The sequence below is a fragment of the Kosakonia sp. N21 genome (assembly GCF_050587465.1).
GTDB lineage: Bacteria > Pseudomonadota > Gammaproteobacteria > Enterobacterales > Enterobacteriaceae.
In genome coordinates, this window is record NZ_JBOBHR010000004.1 from 504,237 (window position 1) to 518,738 (window position 14,502).

At 56.1% G+C, this 14,502-nt stretch carries 12 protein-coding genes and 1 pseudogene; 10 read left to right on the forward strand and 3 right to left on the reverse strand.

Annotated features, from left to right (window positions below; all coding sequences use genetic code 11):
* Positions 1-4 precede the first annotated feature (4 nt).
* Positions 5-1,501, reverse strand: a complete 1,497-nt coding sequence (ansP, locus tag ACQ3G7_RS12595; RefSeq protein WP_263100804.1) for an L-asparagine permease — start codon at positions 1,499-1,501, stop codon at positions 5-7.
* A 461-nt stretch (positions 1,502-1,962) separates the two neighbouring features.
* On the opposite strand from ansP, the gene ACQ3G7_RS12600 reads away from it, so the two are divergent.
* The 7 genes and pseudogenes from ACQ3G7_RS12600 (at position 1,963) to ACQ3G7_RS12630 (ending at position 9,549) form a co-directional block, all read left to right on the forward strand.
* The gene (locus tag ACQ3G7_RS12600) at positions 1,963-2,979 is read left to right on the forward strand and encodes an MsnO8 family LLM class oxidoreductase (protein WP_430890044.1); all 1,017 of its coding nucleotides are present in this window, start codon (positions 1,963-1,965) and stop codon (positions 2,977-2,979) included.
* Complete coding sequence (locus ACQ3G7_RS12605) at positions 2,976-4,097, forward strand: amidohydrolase (protein ID WP_430890045.1); 1,122 nt, start codon at positions 2,976-2,978, stop codon at positions 4,095-4,097. The genes ACQ3G7_RS12600 and ACQ3G7_RS12605 overlap by 4 nt, the downstream gene beginning before the upstream one ends.
* Before the next feature lie 64 nt (positions 4,098-4,161).
* Positions 4,162-6,427, forward strand: a pseudogene (locus tag ACQ3G7_RS12610) (NtaA/DmoA family FMN-dependent monooxygenase).
* Between the two features lie 10 nt (positions 6,428-6,437).
* Positions 6,438-6,947 carry a GNAT family N-acetyltransferase gene (locus ACQ3G7_RS12615; RefSeq protein WP_430890046.1) on the forward strand — a complete coding sequence of 170 codons (510 nt, stop codon included), beginning with the start codon at positions 6,438-6,440 and terminating at the stop codon, positions 6,945-6,947.
* 9 nt (positions 6,948-6,956) lie between these two features.
* Positions 6,957-7,886, forward strand: a complete 930-nt coding sequence (locus ACQ3G7_RS12620) for an amino acid ABC transporter permease (protein ID WP_430890047.1) — start codon at positions 6,957-6,959, stop codon at positions 7,884-7,886.
* A complete protein-coding gene (locus ACQ3G7_RS12625; RefSeq protein ID WP_430890048.1) occupies positions 7,870-8,643 on the forward strand; it encodes an amino acid ABC transporter ATP-binding protein in 774 nt (257 codons plus the stop codon). The genes ACQ3G7_RS12620 and ACQ3G7_RS12625 overlap by 17 nt, the downstream gene beginning before the upstream one ends.
* A 9-nt stretch (positions 8,644-8,652) precedes the next feature.
* Entirely contained in the window at positions 8,653-9,549 is an 897-nt protein-coding gene (locus tag ACQ3G7_RS12630; protein WP_430890049.1) for a transporter substrate-binding domain-containing protein, read from the forward strand.
* Positions 9,550-9,625: 76 nt separating this feature from the next.
* Here ACQ3G7_RS12630 and ACQ3G7_RS12635 read toward each other — a convergent pair whose 3' ends face one another.
* Together ACQ3G7_RS12635 and ACQ3G7_RS12640 are read right to left on the reverse strand one after the other, a co-directional pair.
* Positions 9,626-10,936 (reverse strand): MFS transporter, encoded by a 1,311-nt coding sequence (locus tag ACQ3G7_RS12635; RefSeq protein ID WP_430890050.1) that lies wholly within the window; start codon positions 10,934-10,936, stop codon positions 9,626-9,628.
* Between the two features lie 78 nt (positions 10,937-11,014).
* Positions 11,015-12,211 carry an L-talarate/galactarate dehydratase gene (locus tag ACQ3G7_RS12640; RefSeq protein WP_263100812.1) on the reverse strand — a complete coding sequence of 399 codons (1,197 nt, stop codon included), beginning with the start codon at positions 12,209-12,211 and terminating at the stop codon, positions 11,015-11,017.
* 320 nt (positions 12,212-12,531) lie between these two features.
* Here ACQ3G7_RS12640 and ACQ3G7_RS12645 point away from each other — a divergent pair, with 320 nt between their 5' ends.
* The 3 genes from ACQ3G7_RS12645 to pptA all read left to right on the forward strand — a co-directional run bounded on the left by ACQ3G7_RS12645 (position 12,532) and on the right by pptA (position 14,408).
* Positions 12,532-13,545, forward strand: coding sequence for a LacI family DNA-binding transcriptional regulator (locus ACQ3G7_RS12645; RefSeq protein WP_430890051.1), 1,014 nt, complete (start codon positions 12,532-12,534; stop codon positions 13,543-13,545).
* A 4-nt stretch (positions 13,546-13,549) separates the two neighbouring features.
* Positions 13,550-14,077, forward strand: coding sequence for an AAA family ATPase (locus ACQ3G7_RS12650; protein ID WP_430890052.1), 528 nt, complete (start codon positions 13,550-13,552; stop codon positions 14,075-14,077).
* Between the two features lie 100 nt (positions 14,078-14,177).
* The gene (pptA, locus tag ACQ3G7_RS12655; protein ID WP_088237569.1) at positions 14,178-14,408 is read left to right on the forward strand and encodes a tautomerase PptA; all 231 of its coding nucleotides are present in this window, start codon (positions 14,178-14,180) and stop codon (positions 14,406-14,408) included.
* Positions 14,409-14,502: the final 94 nt, after the last annotated feature.

Sequence of the window (14,502 nt, forward strand, 5' to 3'; positions counted from 1 at the left end):
ACGGTTACGAGCGTGACGGTTCTTCAACCAGCGGCGCTTTGGTTTCTTCGCTCGGCGCAACCGGCGCAGTGCTGTGGATAGCCTGTACGCGTTTGCGTACGCCAAACCAGCCAGCAACCAGCAGAACCGCGATCAGCGGGATAGAGCCGATGGTGTAAGTCCCATTCGGGTAGTCAAACGCCATCAGTACCAATACGCTGAACAGGAACAGCAGGGTCAGCCATGACGTGAACGGCGCGCCCGGCATCTTGAAGCTCACATCCGCCGCTTTACCTTCTTTGATGGCTTTACGCAGACGCATCTGGCAAACCACGATAAACGCCCACGATGCGATAATGCCCAGCGATGCGACGTTCAGCACGATTTCAAACACCTGCGACGGCACCAGATAGTTCAGGAACACCCCAACAACATACACGCAAATAGTGACCAGAATCCCGGCGTAAGGCACGTGATGACGGCTCATTTTCGCCATGAATTTCGGTGCGGAACCGCCCATCGACATCGAGCGCAGGATACGACCCGTAGAGTAGAGACCCGAGTTCAGGCTGGAGAGCGCCGCGGTCAGCACCACCATGTTCATGATGTCGCCGATATACGGCACGCCCAGTTTGGAGAAGAAGGTCACAAACGGGCTCTGACCTGCCTGATAAGCGTTCCATGGCAGCAGCAGTACCAGCAGCACCACAGAACCAACGTAGAACAGGCCGATACGCCAGATCACGCTGTTAATGGCTTTCGGCACCATATTCTGCGGATCTTTACATTCGCCCGCCGCGGTGCCGACCAGTTCAATGGAGGCAAAGGCGAAGACCACGCCCTGTACCAGTACCAGCGCAGGCAGCAGACCGTGCGGGAAGAAACCGCCATTGTCGGTAATCAAATGGAAGCCAGTTGTGCCGCCGTCCAGCGGTTTACCGGTGCCGAGGAAAATCGTACCGACAACCAGGAACACCACAATCGCCAGCACTTTGATCAGCGCAAACCAGAACTCCATTTCGGCGAACCATTTCACGCCGATCATGTTCATGGTACCGACGATCGCCAGCGCGCCAAGGGCAAATACCCATTGCGGGACATCGCCAAATGCGCCCCAGTAGTGCATATACAGCGCCACGGCGGTGATATCCACGATACCGGTCATGGCCCAGTTCACGAAGTACATCCAGCCGGCAACAAACGCGGCTTTTTCACCCAGGAATTCGCGGGCATACGAGACAAAACTGCCGCTGGAAGGGCGGTGCAACACCAGTTCGCCCAGTGCGCGTAGAATAAAGAAAGAGAAGATACCGCAGACCAGATAGACGATAGCCAGTGACGGCCCCGCCATCTGCAGTCGGGCGCCTGCGCCCAGGAATAAACCGGTACCGATTGCGCCGCCAATGGCGATCATTTGTACCTGGCGGTTACCCATAGCCCGGCTGTAGCCCTCTTCGTGAGAGTTAAGCCAGCGTCGTTTTGCCGCGTGATGATCGGCAGCGTGGTTGTGATCTTTTTTCATTGTTTACCTGTTCACCTGTCTGAACCTTGCTGAGTTCCTCAACCTTCGGGATGGCTAACCAAACGATTGCCCCGTCGGGTAAACGCCCTGTCTTTCCAGTCATTCTGCGTATGGATAAGACAAAACATGGCGCAGCATCGTAACCGCAATCGATTAACGACGCAAAACATACCCACCAGAAAGGCGGCGACTATTAGTGGAAATTGTGAGGTCACCGGTGTCAGGTAGCGGAACTGATTCATAATGGCGAAAAATGCAACAGAAATAACCGTGAGCAGCAAAACGAATTTTAACAAATCAGAACAGTCGCCTTCTTTGATCCATAAGCATTAACAATGACTGCAGCGCGCGCATGTACTTACTTTGCAAATTTTTTGCTTATTTAATGTAAATTAATTGTTTCACAGCAAATTCAGCGCGTCCTAATAATAAAAGCCTCTTTTCTAACGTGAGTGCGCTGCATGTCTTATCGTCTGAGTCTGCTGGATAAAAGCCCCATTGCGGAACATGAAACCGCACAGGACGCCCTGAATCGCACGCTGCAACTGGCCCAGCTTGCGGAGAAATGGGGCTATCACCGTTTCTGGATAGCCGAACATCACAACACCGCGCAACTGGCCAGCCCGTCCCCGGAGCTGGTTATCGCCTGGATCCTCGGTCAGACCCGGCGTATTCGCGTCGGCTCCGGCGGTGTGATGCTGCAACACTACAGCCCGTACAAAGTCGCGGAAAACTTTAATCTGCTGGCAACCCTCGCGCCGGGGCGGGTCGATCTCGGCGTCGGCAAAGCGCCGGGCGGATTACCGCTCTCCACCCGCGCATTGCAGCAGGGCGTGCACAACGACGAAAAGGGCAGCTTTGCCGATCAACTGGCGCAACTGGACAACTGGCTCTCGCTGGCGAAAGACGACAGCGCCGAAGAGACGGTGCTGCCCACGCCATTGCCTGCGCAGCGTGCTGAGGGTTTCCTGCTCGGCGCCAGCCTGGAGAGCGCCGAACTGGCAGCCCGGCTGAACTGGAACTTTGTTTTCGCGGCGCATCTGAATGGCGATAAAACGCTTCTTCGTGACGTTGTCACGCAATGGCAGCAACAAAGCCCGCGAGACACCCTCGTTGCCGTGCAGGTGATTGTCGCCACGACGCAGGCGCAGGCCGATGCGCTGGCGCAGCAAGTGGAAATCTGGGGCGTGGAGTTAGCCAACGGTCAACGGGTTAGCGTCGCCAGTGAAGCGCAGGGGCATGCGTTCGCACGTCAGGCAGGAAGTCCGGCAGTGCGTATTGCGCGCCGGGAACCTTCGCTGATTGCCGGCACGCCGCAAACGGTGCTGGCAGGACTGGATGCTCTGCATCAGCACTATGGCATCCATGAATTTATTATCGATACCCCTATTACTGAAGGGACGGCGCGGATCCGTTCATTGCAGTTGCTGGCGGAGGCTTTCGCTGATGCGCATACCACCCAGGAGGTGGCAGGATGAGTTTTGCCGGGCAACTGATCAACTGGCGGCGTGAGCTGCACCAACATCCTGAACTCTCATTACAGGAGTTCGAAACCACCCGCCGTATTCGCCACTGGCTGGAGAGCGCAGGATTACGTCTGCTTCCGCTGACGCTGCCGACCGGCGTGGTGGCAGAAGTGGGCAGCGGAGAAAAGGTGATCGCCCTGCGAGCGGATATCGACGCCTTGCCGATTGACGAAGCCGTCGATGTGCCTTTTGCGTCGCGTAACCCCGGCGTGATGCACGCCTGCGGGCATGACATTCACACCAGCGTGATGCTCGGCGCAGCACTGCTGCTGAAAGAGAAAGAGCCACAACTGGCCGGTCGCGTGCGCATTCTGTTTCAGCCTGCGGAAGAGAATTTCGGCGGTGCGAAACGGTTGATCCAGGCCGGTGCGCTGGATAAGGTGAACGCCATTTTCGGCATGCACAATCAGCCAGGATTGCCGGTGGGCACCTTTGCCACGCGCGGCGGGGCCTTTTACGCCAATGTGGATCGCTTTTCGCTGAAGGTCACCGGTAAAGGCGCGCATGCCGCGCGTCCACACGAAGGCAACGACGCGATCCTGCTGGCCAGCCAGTTGGTGGTGGCGCTGCAAAGTATCGCCAGTCGCAATATCAACACGCTGGACTCGGTGGTGCTGAGCGTCACCCGTATTCAGGGTGGTAACACCTGGAATGTGCTGCCGGAAGCGGTGGAACTGGAAGGGACGCTGCGAACTCACCAGATAGCCGTACGCGACCAGGTAAAACGCCGCGTTAATGAGATTGCCGCCGGACTGGCGCAGGCGTTCGATGCGGAGATTGCGGTCACCTGGTTTGAGGGACCCGCCGCGCTGGTAAACCATGAGCGATGGGCCACCTTTGCCCGCGATGTTGCCGACTGGCACGGGTATCGCACCGAAGAGGCCGACCTGCATATGGGCGGCGAAGACTTTGCGGTCTACTTACACCATATTCCCGGCGCGTTTGTCAGCATTGGCAGCAGCAGCGAATACGGCTTGCATCATCCGGCGTTTAATCCCGATGAGCAGTTAATTGAAGGCGCTGCGCGTTATTTCGCACTGCTGGCGGAAAAAGCCTTACTCCAACACTGATGTGAATGTCTTTATCCAGGGCTCCGGCCCCGGGTCACCTGTTGCCTGAAAAGGAGGATGGATTATGTCTACAGAACGACAACTGCGGCTTGGCACCATATTACATGGTGCATCAGGAAATATGTCCGCGTGGCGTCACCCGGCGGCAGTCGCGGACGCCAGTATTAATTTTGACTTTGTGCTGGAAACGGCGCGCATTGCCGAACAGGGTAAACTTGATTTTTTATTCGTCGCCGACGGCTTATATATTAATGAAAAATCGATCCCGCATTTTTTAAATCGTTTTGAACCCATCACCGTATTATCCGCACTGGCCAGCGTGACTCACCATCTGGGCCTGGTGGGCACGCTCTCCACGTCATATAGCGAACCGTTTACCGTTGCCCGACAGTTTGCCAGCCTCGATCACCTGAGCAAGGGGCGTGCGGGCTGGAACGTGGTGACCTCACCACTGGAAGGCTCCGCGAAGAACTTTTCCCGTGCGCAACATCCCGATCACGCTCTGCGGTATCGCATTGCCGATGAATATCTGGAAGTGGTGAAAGGGTTATGGAATTCATGGGAAGAGGACGCGTTTATTCGTAATAAAGACAGCGGGCAATTTTTTGATCCCGCGAAATTACATACGCTCAATCATCACGGCGATTTCTTTCAGGTTGCCGGACCATTAAATATTGGCCGTACGCCGCAAGGGCGACCGATTATTTTCCAGGCCGGGGCGTCAGACGATGGCAAAAAACTGGCGGCGCATCACGCCGACGCCATTTTTACCCATCAGGAGACCCTGGAAGAGGCGAAAGCATTTTATCGCGATGTGAAAACGCAACTGGAACAGTATGGCCGCCGCCACGATGAGCTGCATATTTTCCAGGGTGTCAGCGTGATCGTCGGTGACAGCGAAGAGGATGCGGAACAGCAGTATCAAACCACGGCGGCGCTGGTCTCCATCAACGATGCGCTTAACTATCTGGGACGTTATTTTGAGCATCATGACTTCAGCCAGTACCCGCTCGATGCGCCTTTCCCGGATATTGGCGATTTAGGGCAAAACAGTTTTCGCAGCACCACTGATGAGATCAAACGCAACGCCCGCGAGCGCCAGTTGACGCTGCGCCAGGTGGCACTGGAAAGCGCATCGCCGCGCCCGCGCTTTTCCGGTACGCCGCAGCAGGTCGCCGACGGCTTACAGCAGTGGTTTGAAAACTATGCCGCCGACGGTTTCATCATCCAGGGCGGGACGCCAGACACCTTCCCGCGTTTTGTCGACAAGGTCGTTCCCCTGTTGCAGGCGCGCGGTCTGTTTCGCACGCAATACCCCGGCACCACACTGCGTGAAAGCTTAGGTCTTCCGCTGCCGGTGAATCCCTTCTCACAACAATAAAAGATGAGTTAACGCTATGCAGAAAACATCGCTATTGCTGGCCATGATGCTGGCGCTTACGCCGCTGGCCTGGGCAAAGGACGTCAATATCAACGGCACGGGCGTCAGCCTGGAGGCCAATAAAACGCCGATCACGACGGCGAAAAATGCCGACGCCATTGCACAACTGCCCAAGGATTACCACTTTGTCACGCCGGGCAAACTGACCGTTGCCGTTGCGGCGTTGAACTCACCGCCGCTGACCGTGTTTGCCGATGACAACAAAACCCTGCTCGGCAGCGAGGTGGATATCGCCCGCCTGGTGGCGAGCAGTCTGGGACTGGAGTTGAATGTGGTACCGACCTCGTGGGAGGACTGGCCGCTGGGTGTGACCTCCGGCAAGTACGATGCGGCAATCAGCAATATTACCGTCACCAAAGAGCGCAAAGCGAAGTTCGATTTCGCCACCTATCGCAAAGATTCGCTTGGCTTCTACGTCAAATCCACCAGTGCAATCAAGCAGATTGAGCGCGCGGAAGAGATTGCCGGATTGCGCATTATTGTTGGCTCCGGCACCAATCAGGAGGCGATCCTGCTGGCGTGGAACGCTGAAAACCTGAAAAAAGGGCTGAAGCCGTTTACCCCGGTGTACACCAAAGATGATGCGGCCCAGACCCTCGCGCTGCAATCCGGTCGCGCCGACGCGTACTTTGGCCCGAACGTGATCGGTGCCTGGAAAGCGGCATTGACCGGCAACACCAGGCTGGTTGGCAGCGTGGACGGCGGCTGGCCGAAAGCGGCGCACATTGCGGTGACGCTGCGTAAAGGCAGTGGTCTGGTTGAACCCGTGCAAACCGCGCTCAATGGCGCTATCCAAAACGGGGATTACGACAAGGTGCTCAATCGCTGGGGCGAAGGGGTGGAGCGTATTCCGGCGTCGGAGATCAATCCGGCCGGACTGGGTGATTAAGGAGACGGCAATGCGTGAACGATTCCGCGACGTTTCGCCAGAAGCGCAGGAGCTACAACCCATTTTAACCGGGCTGTTTGGCGAATACGCCGCACGTTACGGCGACTACTTTTCCCGCAATGCGGAAGTGGAGCTGACCGAATGGTATTTAGCGCCACAGGGGCTGTTTATTGTGCTGGAGCGCAACGGCGAGATCATCGCCACCGGGGCTTACAAACCTTTTGATGCGCAGACGGCGGAAATCAAACGAATCTGGACCAAACCGACGCTGCGCAAGCAGGGGCTGGCGGCGCGCGTGGTACAGGAACTGGAGCGCCGGGCGCAACGTGCAGGTTACCGCCAGATTTACCTGACCACCGGCTTTCGCCAGCCGGAAGCGGTGCGTCTCTACCTGAGTCAGGGGTATCAGGCGCAATTTGACCTGAACCGCGATCCGGAAGAGTTCAGTCAGCCGCCGTTTGATGGTCGGCTGCGTTTTACCAAAGCGCTGCTGGCAGAAAAACTGAGTAAAACCGCCTGAGGAACGACCATGAAAAGTACAGAAACCGTGAAAGTGGTGCCTGCACGCTATCCGCTCCGCACCGTCGGCGCGTTTGTCGCCCTGTTTGTGCTGGCTGCCATTGTGCAATCGGTGGCCTTTAACCCGCGCTGGGAATGGGCAGTTTTCGCCCGCTGGTTTTTCGACCCGGTGATCCTCGAAGGGTTAGGGCAAACCCTGCTGTTAACCCTGCTGGGTACCGCGCTGAGCGTGGTGTTCGGCGGTCTGCTGGCGCTGGCCCGACTCTCCGCATCCTGGCTGTTAAGTAGCCTTGCGTGGGGCTATATCTGGCTGTTTCGCTCACTGCCGCTGATCGTGGTGTTGATCATTTTGTATAACTTCTCCTACCTCTACGACACGCTCTCGCTGGGCATTCCGTTTACCGGCATTGCGTGGGCGCGTTATGACACCATTAATGTGCTGGGACAATTTTCCACCGCAGTGGTCGGGCTAACGCTGGTGCAGAGTGCGTATACCGCCGAAATTATTCGCGGCGGTTTTCTCGGCGTCGACCACGGGCAGTATGAAGCCGCCGCTGCGCTGGGGCTGCCTGCCTGGCGGCGCACGCTGCGCATCATTTTACCGCAGGCGCTGCGCACCATTTTGCCGTCCGGCTTTAACGAAATCATCAGCCTCGCCAAAGGCACCGCGATGGTGTACGTGCTGGCGATGCCGGAACTGTTCTACACCATTCAGATGATCTACAACCGCACCCAGCAAGTGATCCCGCTGCTGATGGTTGGTGCCGTCTGGTATCTGGTGATCACCAGTGTCTTGTCTGCGATTCAGCACCTGGTGGAACGCTGGCTGGCCCGCAGCGAACGACGTTCGGCCATTAATCCGTCGCGCGTTCGCACTCCCTCTGTCGCCACGGCGCGCATAACGCAACCCCAGGAGCCTGTGCATGTCAACCTCTCTTAATGGTCATATCTCGATTACCGGCGTCAGCAAATACTTCGGTCGCCACAAAGCGCTGGATGAGGTTTCACTGGAGATCCCACCGGGGTCAGTGACGGTGATCCTTGGGCCATCCGGGTCGGGGAAGTCCACATTATTGCGCGCCATTAACCACCTGGAGCGCGTTGATGAAGGTTTTATCCGGATCGACGGCGACTACATTGGCTACCGCCTGCAAGGGGACAAGCTGTATGAACTGAAAGAGAAGGAGATCCTGCGCCAGCGCGTCAACGTCGGCTATGTGTTTCAGAACTTCAATTTGTTCCCGCATTTAACGGTGCTGGAAAACTTGATTGAAGCGCCCATCGCCCATAAAAAGCTGAGCCGCAAAGCCGCCATTGAACAGGCTTACGAACTGCTGGATGTGGTGGGGTTACGCCATAAAGCGGATGCCTGGTCGCGCCACCTTTCAGGTGGACAACAGCAACGTATCGCCATTGCCCGTGCGCTGTCATTGCGCCCGCGCGTGATGTTGTTTGACGAACCGACATCCGCGCTGGATCCGGAACTGGTAGGCGAAGTGCTGGATGTGATCAAAAAGCTGGCGCGCGCCGGGTCGACACTGGTGGTGGTCACGCATGAAGTCGGTTTTGCTCGTGAAGTTGCCGACCAGGTGGTGTTTATGGTTGATGGCAAAATTGTTGAGCAGGGCAGCAGCGACGAGGTGCTGAACCATCCACAACATCTGCGCACCCGGCAGTTTTTATCTCGGGTGTTGTAAGGAGCGACGATGAAACAAGGATTACTGGCGCTGCTGTTGATCACCACAGGCAGTTTCGCCGCCGGGCAGATTGATTTACAGGCCAATGAACAGCCGATAACGGTACAGCGAGATGAAGCCGCCATCGCCAAAATCCCGGCCAGTTACAGGTTTGTCGAACCCGGAACATTAACCGTGGCGATCTCTGCGCTTAATTCGCCGCCGCTGGCGCTGCTCGCCAGTGATAACCGCACACGTATTGGCAGCGATCCGGATATTGCCCGCTTGCTGGCGCAAAGCCTCGGCTTAAAACTCAAACTGGTGCCCACCGCCTGGGAAGACTGGCCGTTGGGCATCACTTCTGGTCGTTATGATGTGGCACTGGTGAATATTGCGGTCACAGAAGCGCGCAAACAGAAGTTTGACTTCGCCACCTATCGCGCCGATTCGCTGGCGTTCTCGGTGAAATCCTCCAGTGCTATCCCGGCCATTCGTTCGGCGCAGGATCTCTCCGGCCGCAAGGTGATTGTTGGGTCAGGTACCAATCAGGAGCGCATTCTGCTGCGCTGGAATGAGGAGAACCGCGCCGCCGGTCGGCCCCTGGCGCAGCCGATTTACCTGACGGACGACGCCTCCGGTACTCTCTATATTCAGTCCGGGCGCGCGGATGTGGTGTTTGGTCCACAGTCAGTGGCGGCGTACAAAGCAGCACTAAACGGTACCACCAAAGTGGTCGGTCTTGGGCCGAAAAAAGCCTGGGTCGCCACAACCACCAAAAAAGACAATGGGCTGGTTTACGCCTTGCAGGCCGCGCTGGATGGGGCCATTGTGCGGGGGGAATATCAACAGGTGCTGGCGCGTTGGGGAGAGCAGGGGGAAGGGGTCGAACGTTCGCTGGTCAACCCACCGGGGATCACGTACGACTAGCCGATAAAAAAAACGCTGTTCCGCCGGGAGTACAATGCGCGGAACAGCGTGGCGCAGGAGAACGCCAGGATCATACTCAGGCAGCGGAAGGCGTCAGGGTGATACGCTCCAGCGAGCCAACAATAAACAGATAAGAGAACAGGCCAATCAGCCCCATTGAGCCAACGTAGAGAATGGCGTAATCAAAGGAGTGGGTATTGGCGAGGATCACGCCAATCACCAGCGGGGTGATAATGCTCGCCAGGTTACCGCACATGTTGAACACGCCACCGGCAATCCCCAACACCTCTTTGGGTGACGTGTCGCTCAGCACGCACCAGCCGAGGTTGCCGAACCCTTTGGCAAAGAACGCCACGCTCATGGCGGCAATCACCACCACTTCCGAGCTGGTGTAGTTCGCCATCACAATCACGCAGGAGAGCAGCATGCCGCAAATCACCGGGAACTTACGCGCGGTCGTCAGGCTGTAGCCGCGTGTTAACAGCCAGTCGGAGAACACGCCACCCAGCAGCCCGCCAACAAAGCCTGCGATTGCCGGGATACTGGCGACGAAACCGACTTTCAGAATCGACATGCCTTTTGCCTGGTATAAATAGGTCGGAAACCAGGTAAGAAAAAACCAGGTGATGGAGGTGACGCAGAACTGACCAATATAAACGCCGATCATCATACGGTTAATACAGACGCTTTTAATCTGCGCCATGCTGATTTTGGCCGGGCCTTTTTTACTGCCTAATGTCGGTTCGCCGCCACCCTCGCGAATATAATCAATCTCATGTTGGTTAATCGCTTTATGGGATAGCGGGTCGCGCACTTTTACCAGCCAGAATATCCCCAACACCACGCCAATAGCGCCGATATAAAAGAACACATAATGCCAGCTCAGATTATGCAAAATAAGCGTCATTAACGGTGTGATAATACCCAGTGAAATATATTGCGCTGCCTGATAGACCGCCGTCACAAAACCGCGCTCTTTGTTCGGAAACCACTGCACGCTAAGACGGCTATTGGCCGGAAAGGCCGGGGCTTCAATCGCACCCATCATCAGGCGCAGCACCACCAGTACGATAAGCGGGCTGGCATAAAGATAAATCGTGCCCTGAAACATGGTCACTACCGACCAGCCGATTAATGCACAGCCATAAACCAGTCTGGAACCATATTTATCCAGCAGCCAGCCGCCGGGAATTTGCATAATCACGTAGGAAATACCAAAAACTGAAAAAGCGAGTCCTAATGCTTCCGGATCAAAATTTAATTCTTTACTCATGATCGGCGCAACCACCGAAAGGGTGGCGCGGTCGGCATAATTAAATACGGTGGCAAGAAATAAAAAAATAAGGATGCTGTAACGCACATTGGTGCGTTTAATTATTGTATTCATCACAACTCCTCGAAACAGGGTTGAATGTGGTGTAGGGAACAAAAAAGACGGGAGGGATCTCCCGTCAGAGGTTACGACTTACGGACGTTTGCCAAATTCACAGCTGAGCTGTGTCCAGGCGCGGGCCTGTTCGCTGAGGGTGAAGCCCAGACCATGACGGTCGGACACGTACATGCGACCGTCGCGCAGTTCCAGTTGCTCGTTGAACAACGGGTTCAGCCATTCGAAATGCTCCAGCCACGGCTCCAGCGGGTAAGCCGCCGACAAATGCAGGTGCACTTCCATCGCAAAGTGCGGCGCCAGTTTGCGGCCATGTTTTGCGGCTAAGTCCATGATTTTCAGGAACGGCGAGATCCCGCCAACGCGCGGCGCATCCGGCTGCACAAAATCGCTGGCATTACCGAGAATCAACTGTTCGTGCTCGCGGAAACTGGTGAGCATTTCCCCGGTGGCAATCGGTGTATCCAGTGCGGCGGCGAGCTGCGCGTGACCTTCAACATCGTAGGCATCCAGCGGCTCTTCAATCCAGATCAGGTTGAATTTCTCCATCTGGCGGCCCATGCGGATAGCGGTTTCGCGGTCCCATTGCTGGTTGGCGTCCACCATCAACGGGAAGTCATCACCCAACGCTTCACGCACGGCGGTCAGACGGCGGATATCTTCTTTGGTATCCGGCTGGCCGACCTTGATTTTGATCCCGCCGATACCGTTTTCCCGCGAGATGATGACATTTTTCAGTACCTGATCCAGCGGGGTGTGCAGGAAGCCGCCGGAGGTGTTGTAGCACTGTACCGAGTCGCGATGCGCGCCCAGCAGTTTCGCCAGCGGCAGGCCTGCGCGTTTGGCTTTCATATCCCACAGCGCAATGTCGATAGGGGAGATAGCCTGTACCGCCATGCCGCTACGCCCGACAGACGCGCCAGCCCACAGCAGTTTGGTGTAAATCTTATCGATATCGTTAGGATCTTCCCCCAGCAGATTGTCGGCGATCTCTTTGGCATGCGCGTAAATGCCCTGGCCTCCCGCACGTTTGGAATAACTGAAACCGACGCCTTCAAATCCATCGCGGCTACGAATTTCCGCAATGATGATCGCCACTTCGGTAAGCGGTTTCTGGCGGCCGGTCAGCACTTTTGCATCGCTCACCGGGGTGGCAAGCGGCAGGAAGGCGAGGGAGAGTTTTACCCATTCGATGCGGTCGCCGGTTTCGGCAGCGGTTTTTACCCCTGCGGCTTTGGCATAGGTTACAGCATCGGAATTCGCACTTACGGTCATGATTAGCTCCTGAGGACAGTATAAATGTTTGCGCTAACATTTTTAGATCCAGAGAAATGTAATGACCAGAGTTCTGCGCCAATTATGTACAATCGATCACAAATCGATGCGGCAGAAGGGCACTTATTGTTAACAATATCACATTTTGCATTCTGCTTTCCTACGTGAACGGTAAAAATGATAGCGTTAACATCGTGATGCCAAAATGTTATATAACGCACTGATTTATGAGGGGAGAGCGGCAATGATGGGAGAACGCGGTATAATACAAAAATAGAGGCGGAGAACGCCGAATGCCGTTTAATTCTTTGTGAGTGACCATGTCGAAAACATCCCGTTCCATACCGCCGCGTGCGCCAACGCTTGAAGACGTCGCCCGCGCTGCGGGGCTCTCTTCAATGACCGTAAGTAGGGCGCTTAACACGCCGCAACTGGTGCGACCGAAAACCGTGGAAAAGGTGCTTGCCGCCGTCAAAGCCACGGGCTATATCCCGAATGCGCTGGCGGGTGGGTTGGCGTCCCGCCGCAGTAAACTGGTGGCGGTGGTGGTACCGCAAATCAATAACAATATGTTTGTGGATACCATTCAGGCCATCAGCGATGAACTGGCGGTGCGCGGTTATCATATGTTGTTATGCGTAGCGGGTTACACGCAACAGACGGAAGCGGAACTGGTGGCGGCGCTGTTGTCCCGTCGCCCGGATGGTATTGTACTGACCGGTATTCACCACTCGACAGATCTGAAAAAAGTGATCCTTAATGCCAGCGTGCCGGTGGTGGAGATTTGGGATTTAACACCGACGCCGCTGGATATGCTGGTCGGTTTTTCCCATGAAAAAGTGGGCCAGGCCACGGCGGAGTATCTTCTGCGCAAGGGCTACCGCCGACCGGGTCTGTTGTGGACCGTGGATAAACGCGCCGCCCAGCGTAAAAGCGGGCTGTGTGAAGTGCTGGCGCGTCATGGCATTACCGATCCTGTGGCTGTCGATGTAGCGCTGCCTGCGCGTTTTACCTCCGGTCGCGAAGGGCTGGCGCAACTGCTGGCCTGCGGCGACTGTGATGTGATTGTCTGCAGCTCGGATACGCTGGCGCAGGGGGCGATAATCGAAGCGCAATCCCGCGGCATGCGGGTACCGCAGGACCTGGCGGTGATCGGTTTCGGCGATCTGGATTTCGCCGCCGGGAATCAGCCCGCCATTACCACCGTAAGTGTGGATCGGCAAATTATCGGCCAGCGCGCGGCGACGATGCTGGCAGACCGTATTGAAGGCAGCGACGTTGACGAGCAAATTGTCGACATCGGTTTCCATTTTGTTGAGCGGGAATCCGCGTAATGCTATGAAAATAAATGTGATTGGCACCAGCGGCAGCGGCAAATCCACGCTGGCGAGGCGCATCGCCAGCCAGCTGAATATTCCCTATATCGAGATGGATCTCCTCTACTGGCGGCCCAACTGGCAGGGGACGCCGAAAGAGGAGTTCTATGCCCGACTGACGCAAGCACTGAGTCAACCGGACTGGGTGCTGGACGGTAACTACGATCGCAGCCGTGATATCAAATGGCGCGATGTGGATATTGTGGTGTGGGTGGATTACGGATTCTGGCACACCCTGCGCCAGGTGACGCTGCGCGCCATTGCGCGGGCGCGGAGTCAACAGGAGCTGTGGCCGGAAACCGGCAACCGGGAAAGCCTGCGGCGCGCGTTTCTGAGCCGCGACTCCATCATTTTCTGGATGCTGAAAACCTGGCGCCGTAATCGCCAGCGTTACGGGGAGTACATGGTCGATCCCCGCTATCAACATCTGCGCTTTGTTCGCATTAGCACACCGCAGCAGGCAGACGAATTTCTCGCCACGCTGCCCTGAGCGTAGGGTTTCTCCGTTCAGGCGCGATAACAACATCATTTGATAATCGACGCTGAGCGGCTGTGCTACTGTAGCGATCTCATAAAATAAGGAGTTTGCTATGCCGCACGTTGATATCAAATGTTTTCCCCGCGAACTGAATGATGAGCAAAAAGCCGCGCTGGCGGAGGATATCGCCGGGGTGATTATTCGCCATCTGAACAGCAAAGAGAGTTCCATCAGCGTCGCCCTGAATCAGGTCGCGCCGGACGACTGGAAAACGCAGGTCTGGGATACGGATATCGCCCCGCAAATGGCGCAATTGATCAAAAAACCCGGCTACGATATGTAAATCTCCCGCTGCCCACACCGCTTTTGTGGGCATTTTTATTCCGCTGATTCAACACGTTAGACCAACTCTCATTATTGCGATTTTTTGTATAATT

Excerpts from the sequence above, each read along its gene's own strand:
- ACQ3G7_RS12600 (WP_430890044.1), top strand. The coding sequence starts at position 1,963 with ATGTCTTATCGTCTGAGTCTGCTGGATAAAAGCCCCATTGCGGAACAT.
- ACQ3G7_RS12630 (WP_430890049.1), top strand. The coding sequence starts at position 8,653 with ATGAAACAAGGATTACTGGCGCTGCTGTTGATCACCACAGGCAGTTTC.
- ansP (WP_263100804.1), bottom strand. The coding sequence starts at position 1,501 with ATGAAAAAAGATCACAACCACGCTGCCGATCATCACGCGGCAAAACGA.
- ACQ3G7_RS12650 (WP_430890052.1), top strand. The coding sequence starts at position 13,550 with ATGAAAATAAATGTGATTGGCACCAGCGGCAGCGGCAAATCCACGCTG.
- ACQ3G7_RS12620 (WP_430890047.1), top strand. The coding sequence starts at position 6,957 with ATGAAAAGTACAGAAACCGTGAAAGTGGTGCCTGCACGCTATCCGCTC.
- ACQ3G7_RS12645 (WP_430890051.1), top strand. The coding sequence starts at position 12,532 with ATGTCGAAAACATCCCGTTCCATACCGCCGCGTGCGCCAACGCTTGAA.
- ACQ3G7_RS12625 (WP_430890048.1), top strand. The coding sequence starts at position 7,870 with ATGTCAACCTCTCTTAATGGTCATATCTCGATTACCGGCGTCAGCAAA.
- ACQ3G7_RS12605 (WP_430890045.1), top strand. The coding sequence starts at position 2,976 with ATGAGTTTTGCCGGGCAACTGATCAACTGGCGGCGTGAGCTGCACCAA.
- pptA (WP_088237569.1), top strand. The coding sequence starts at position 14,178 with ATGCCGCACGTTGATATCAAATGTTTTCCCCGCGAACTGAATGATGAG.
- ACQ3G7_RS12635 (WP_430890050.1), bottom strand. The coding sequence starts at position 10,936 with ATGAATACAATAATTAAACGCACCAATGTGCGTTACAGCATCCTTATT.
- ACQ3G7_RS12640 (WP_263100812.1), bottom strand. The coding sequence starts at position 12,211 with ATGACCGTAAGTGCGAATTCCGATGCTGTAACCTATGCCAAAGCCGCA.
- ACQ3G7_RS12615 (WP_430890046.1), top strand. The coding sequence starts at position 6,438 with ATGCGTGAACGATTCCGCGACGTTTCGCCAGAAGCGCAGGAGCTACAA.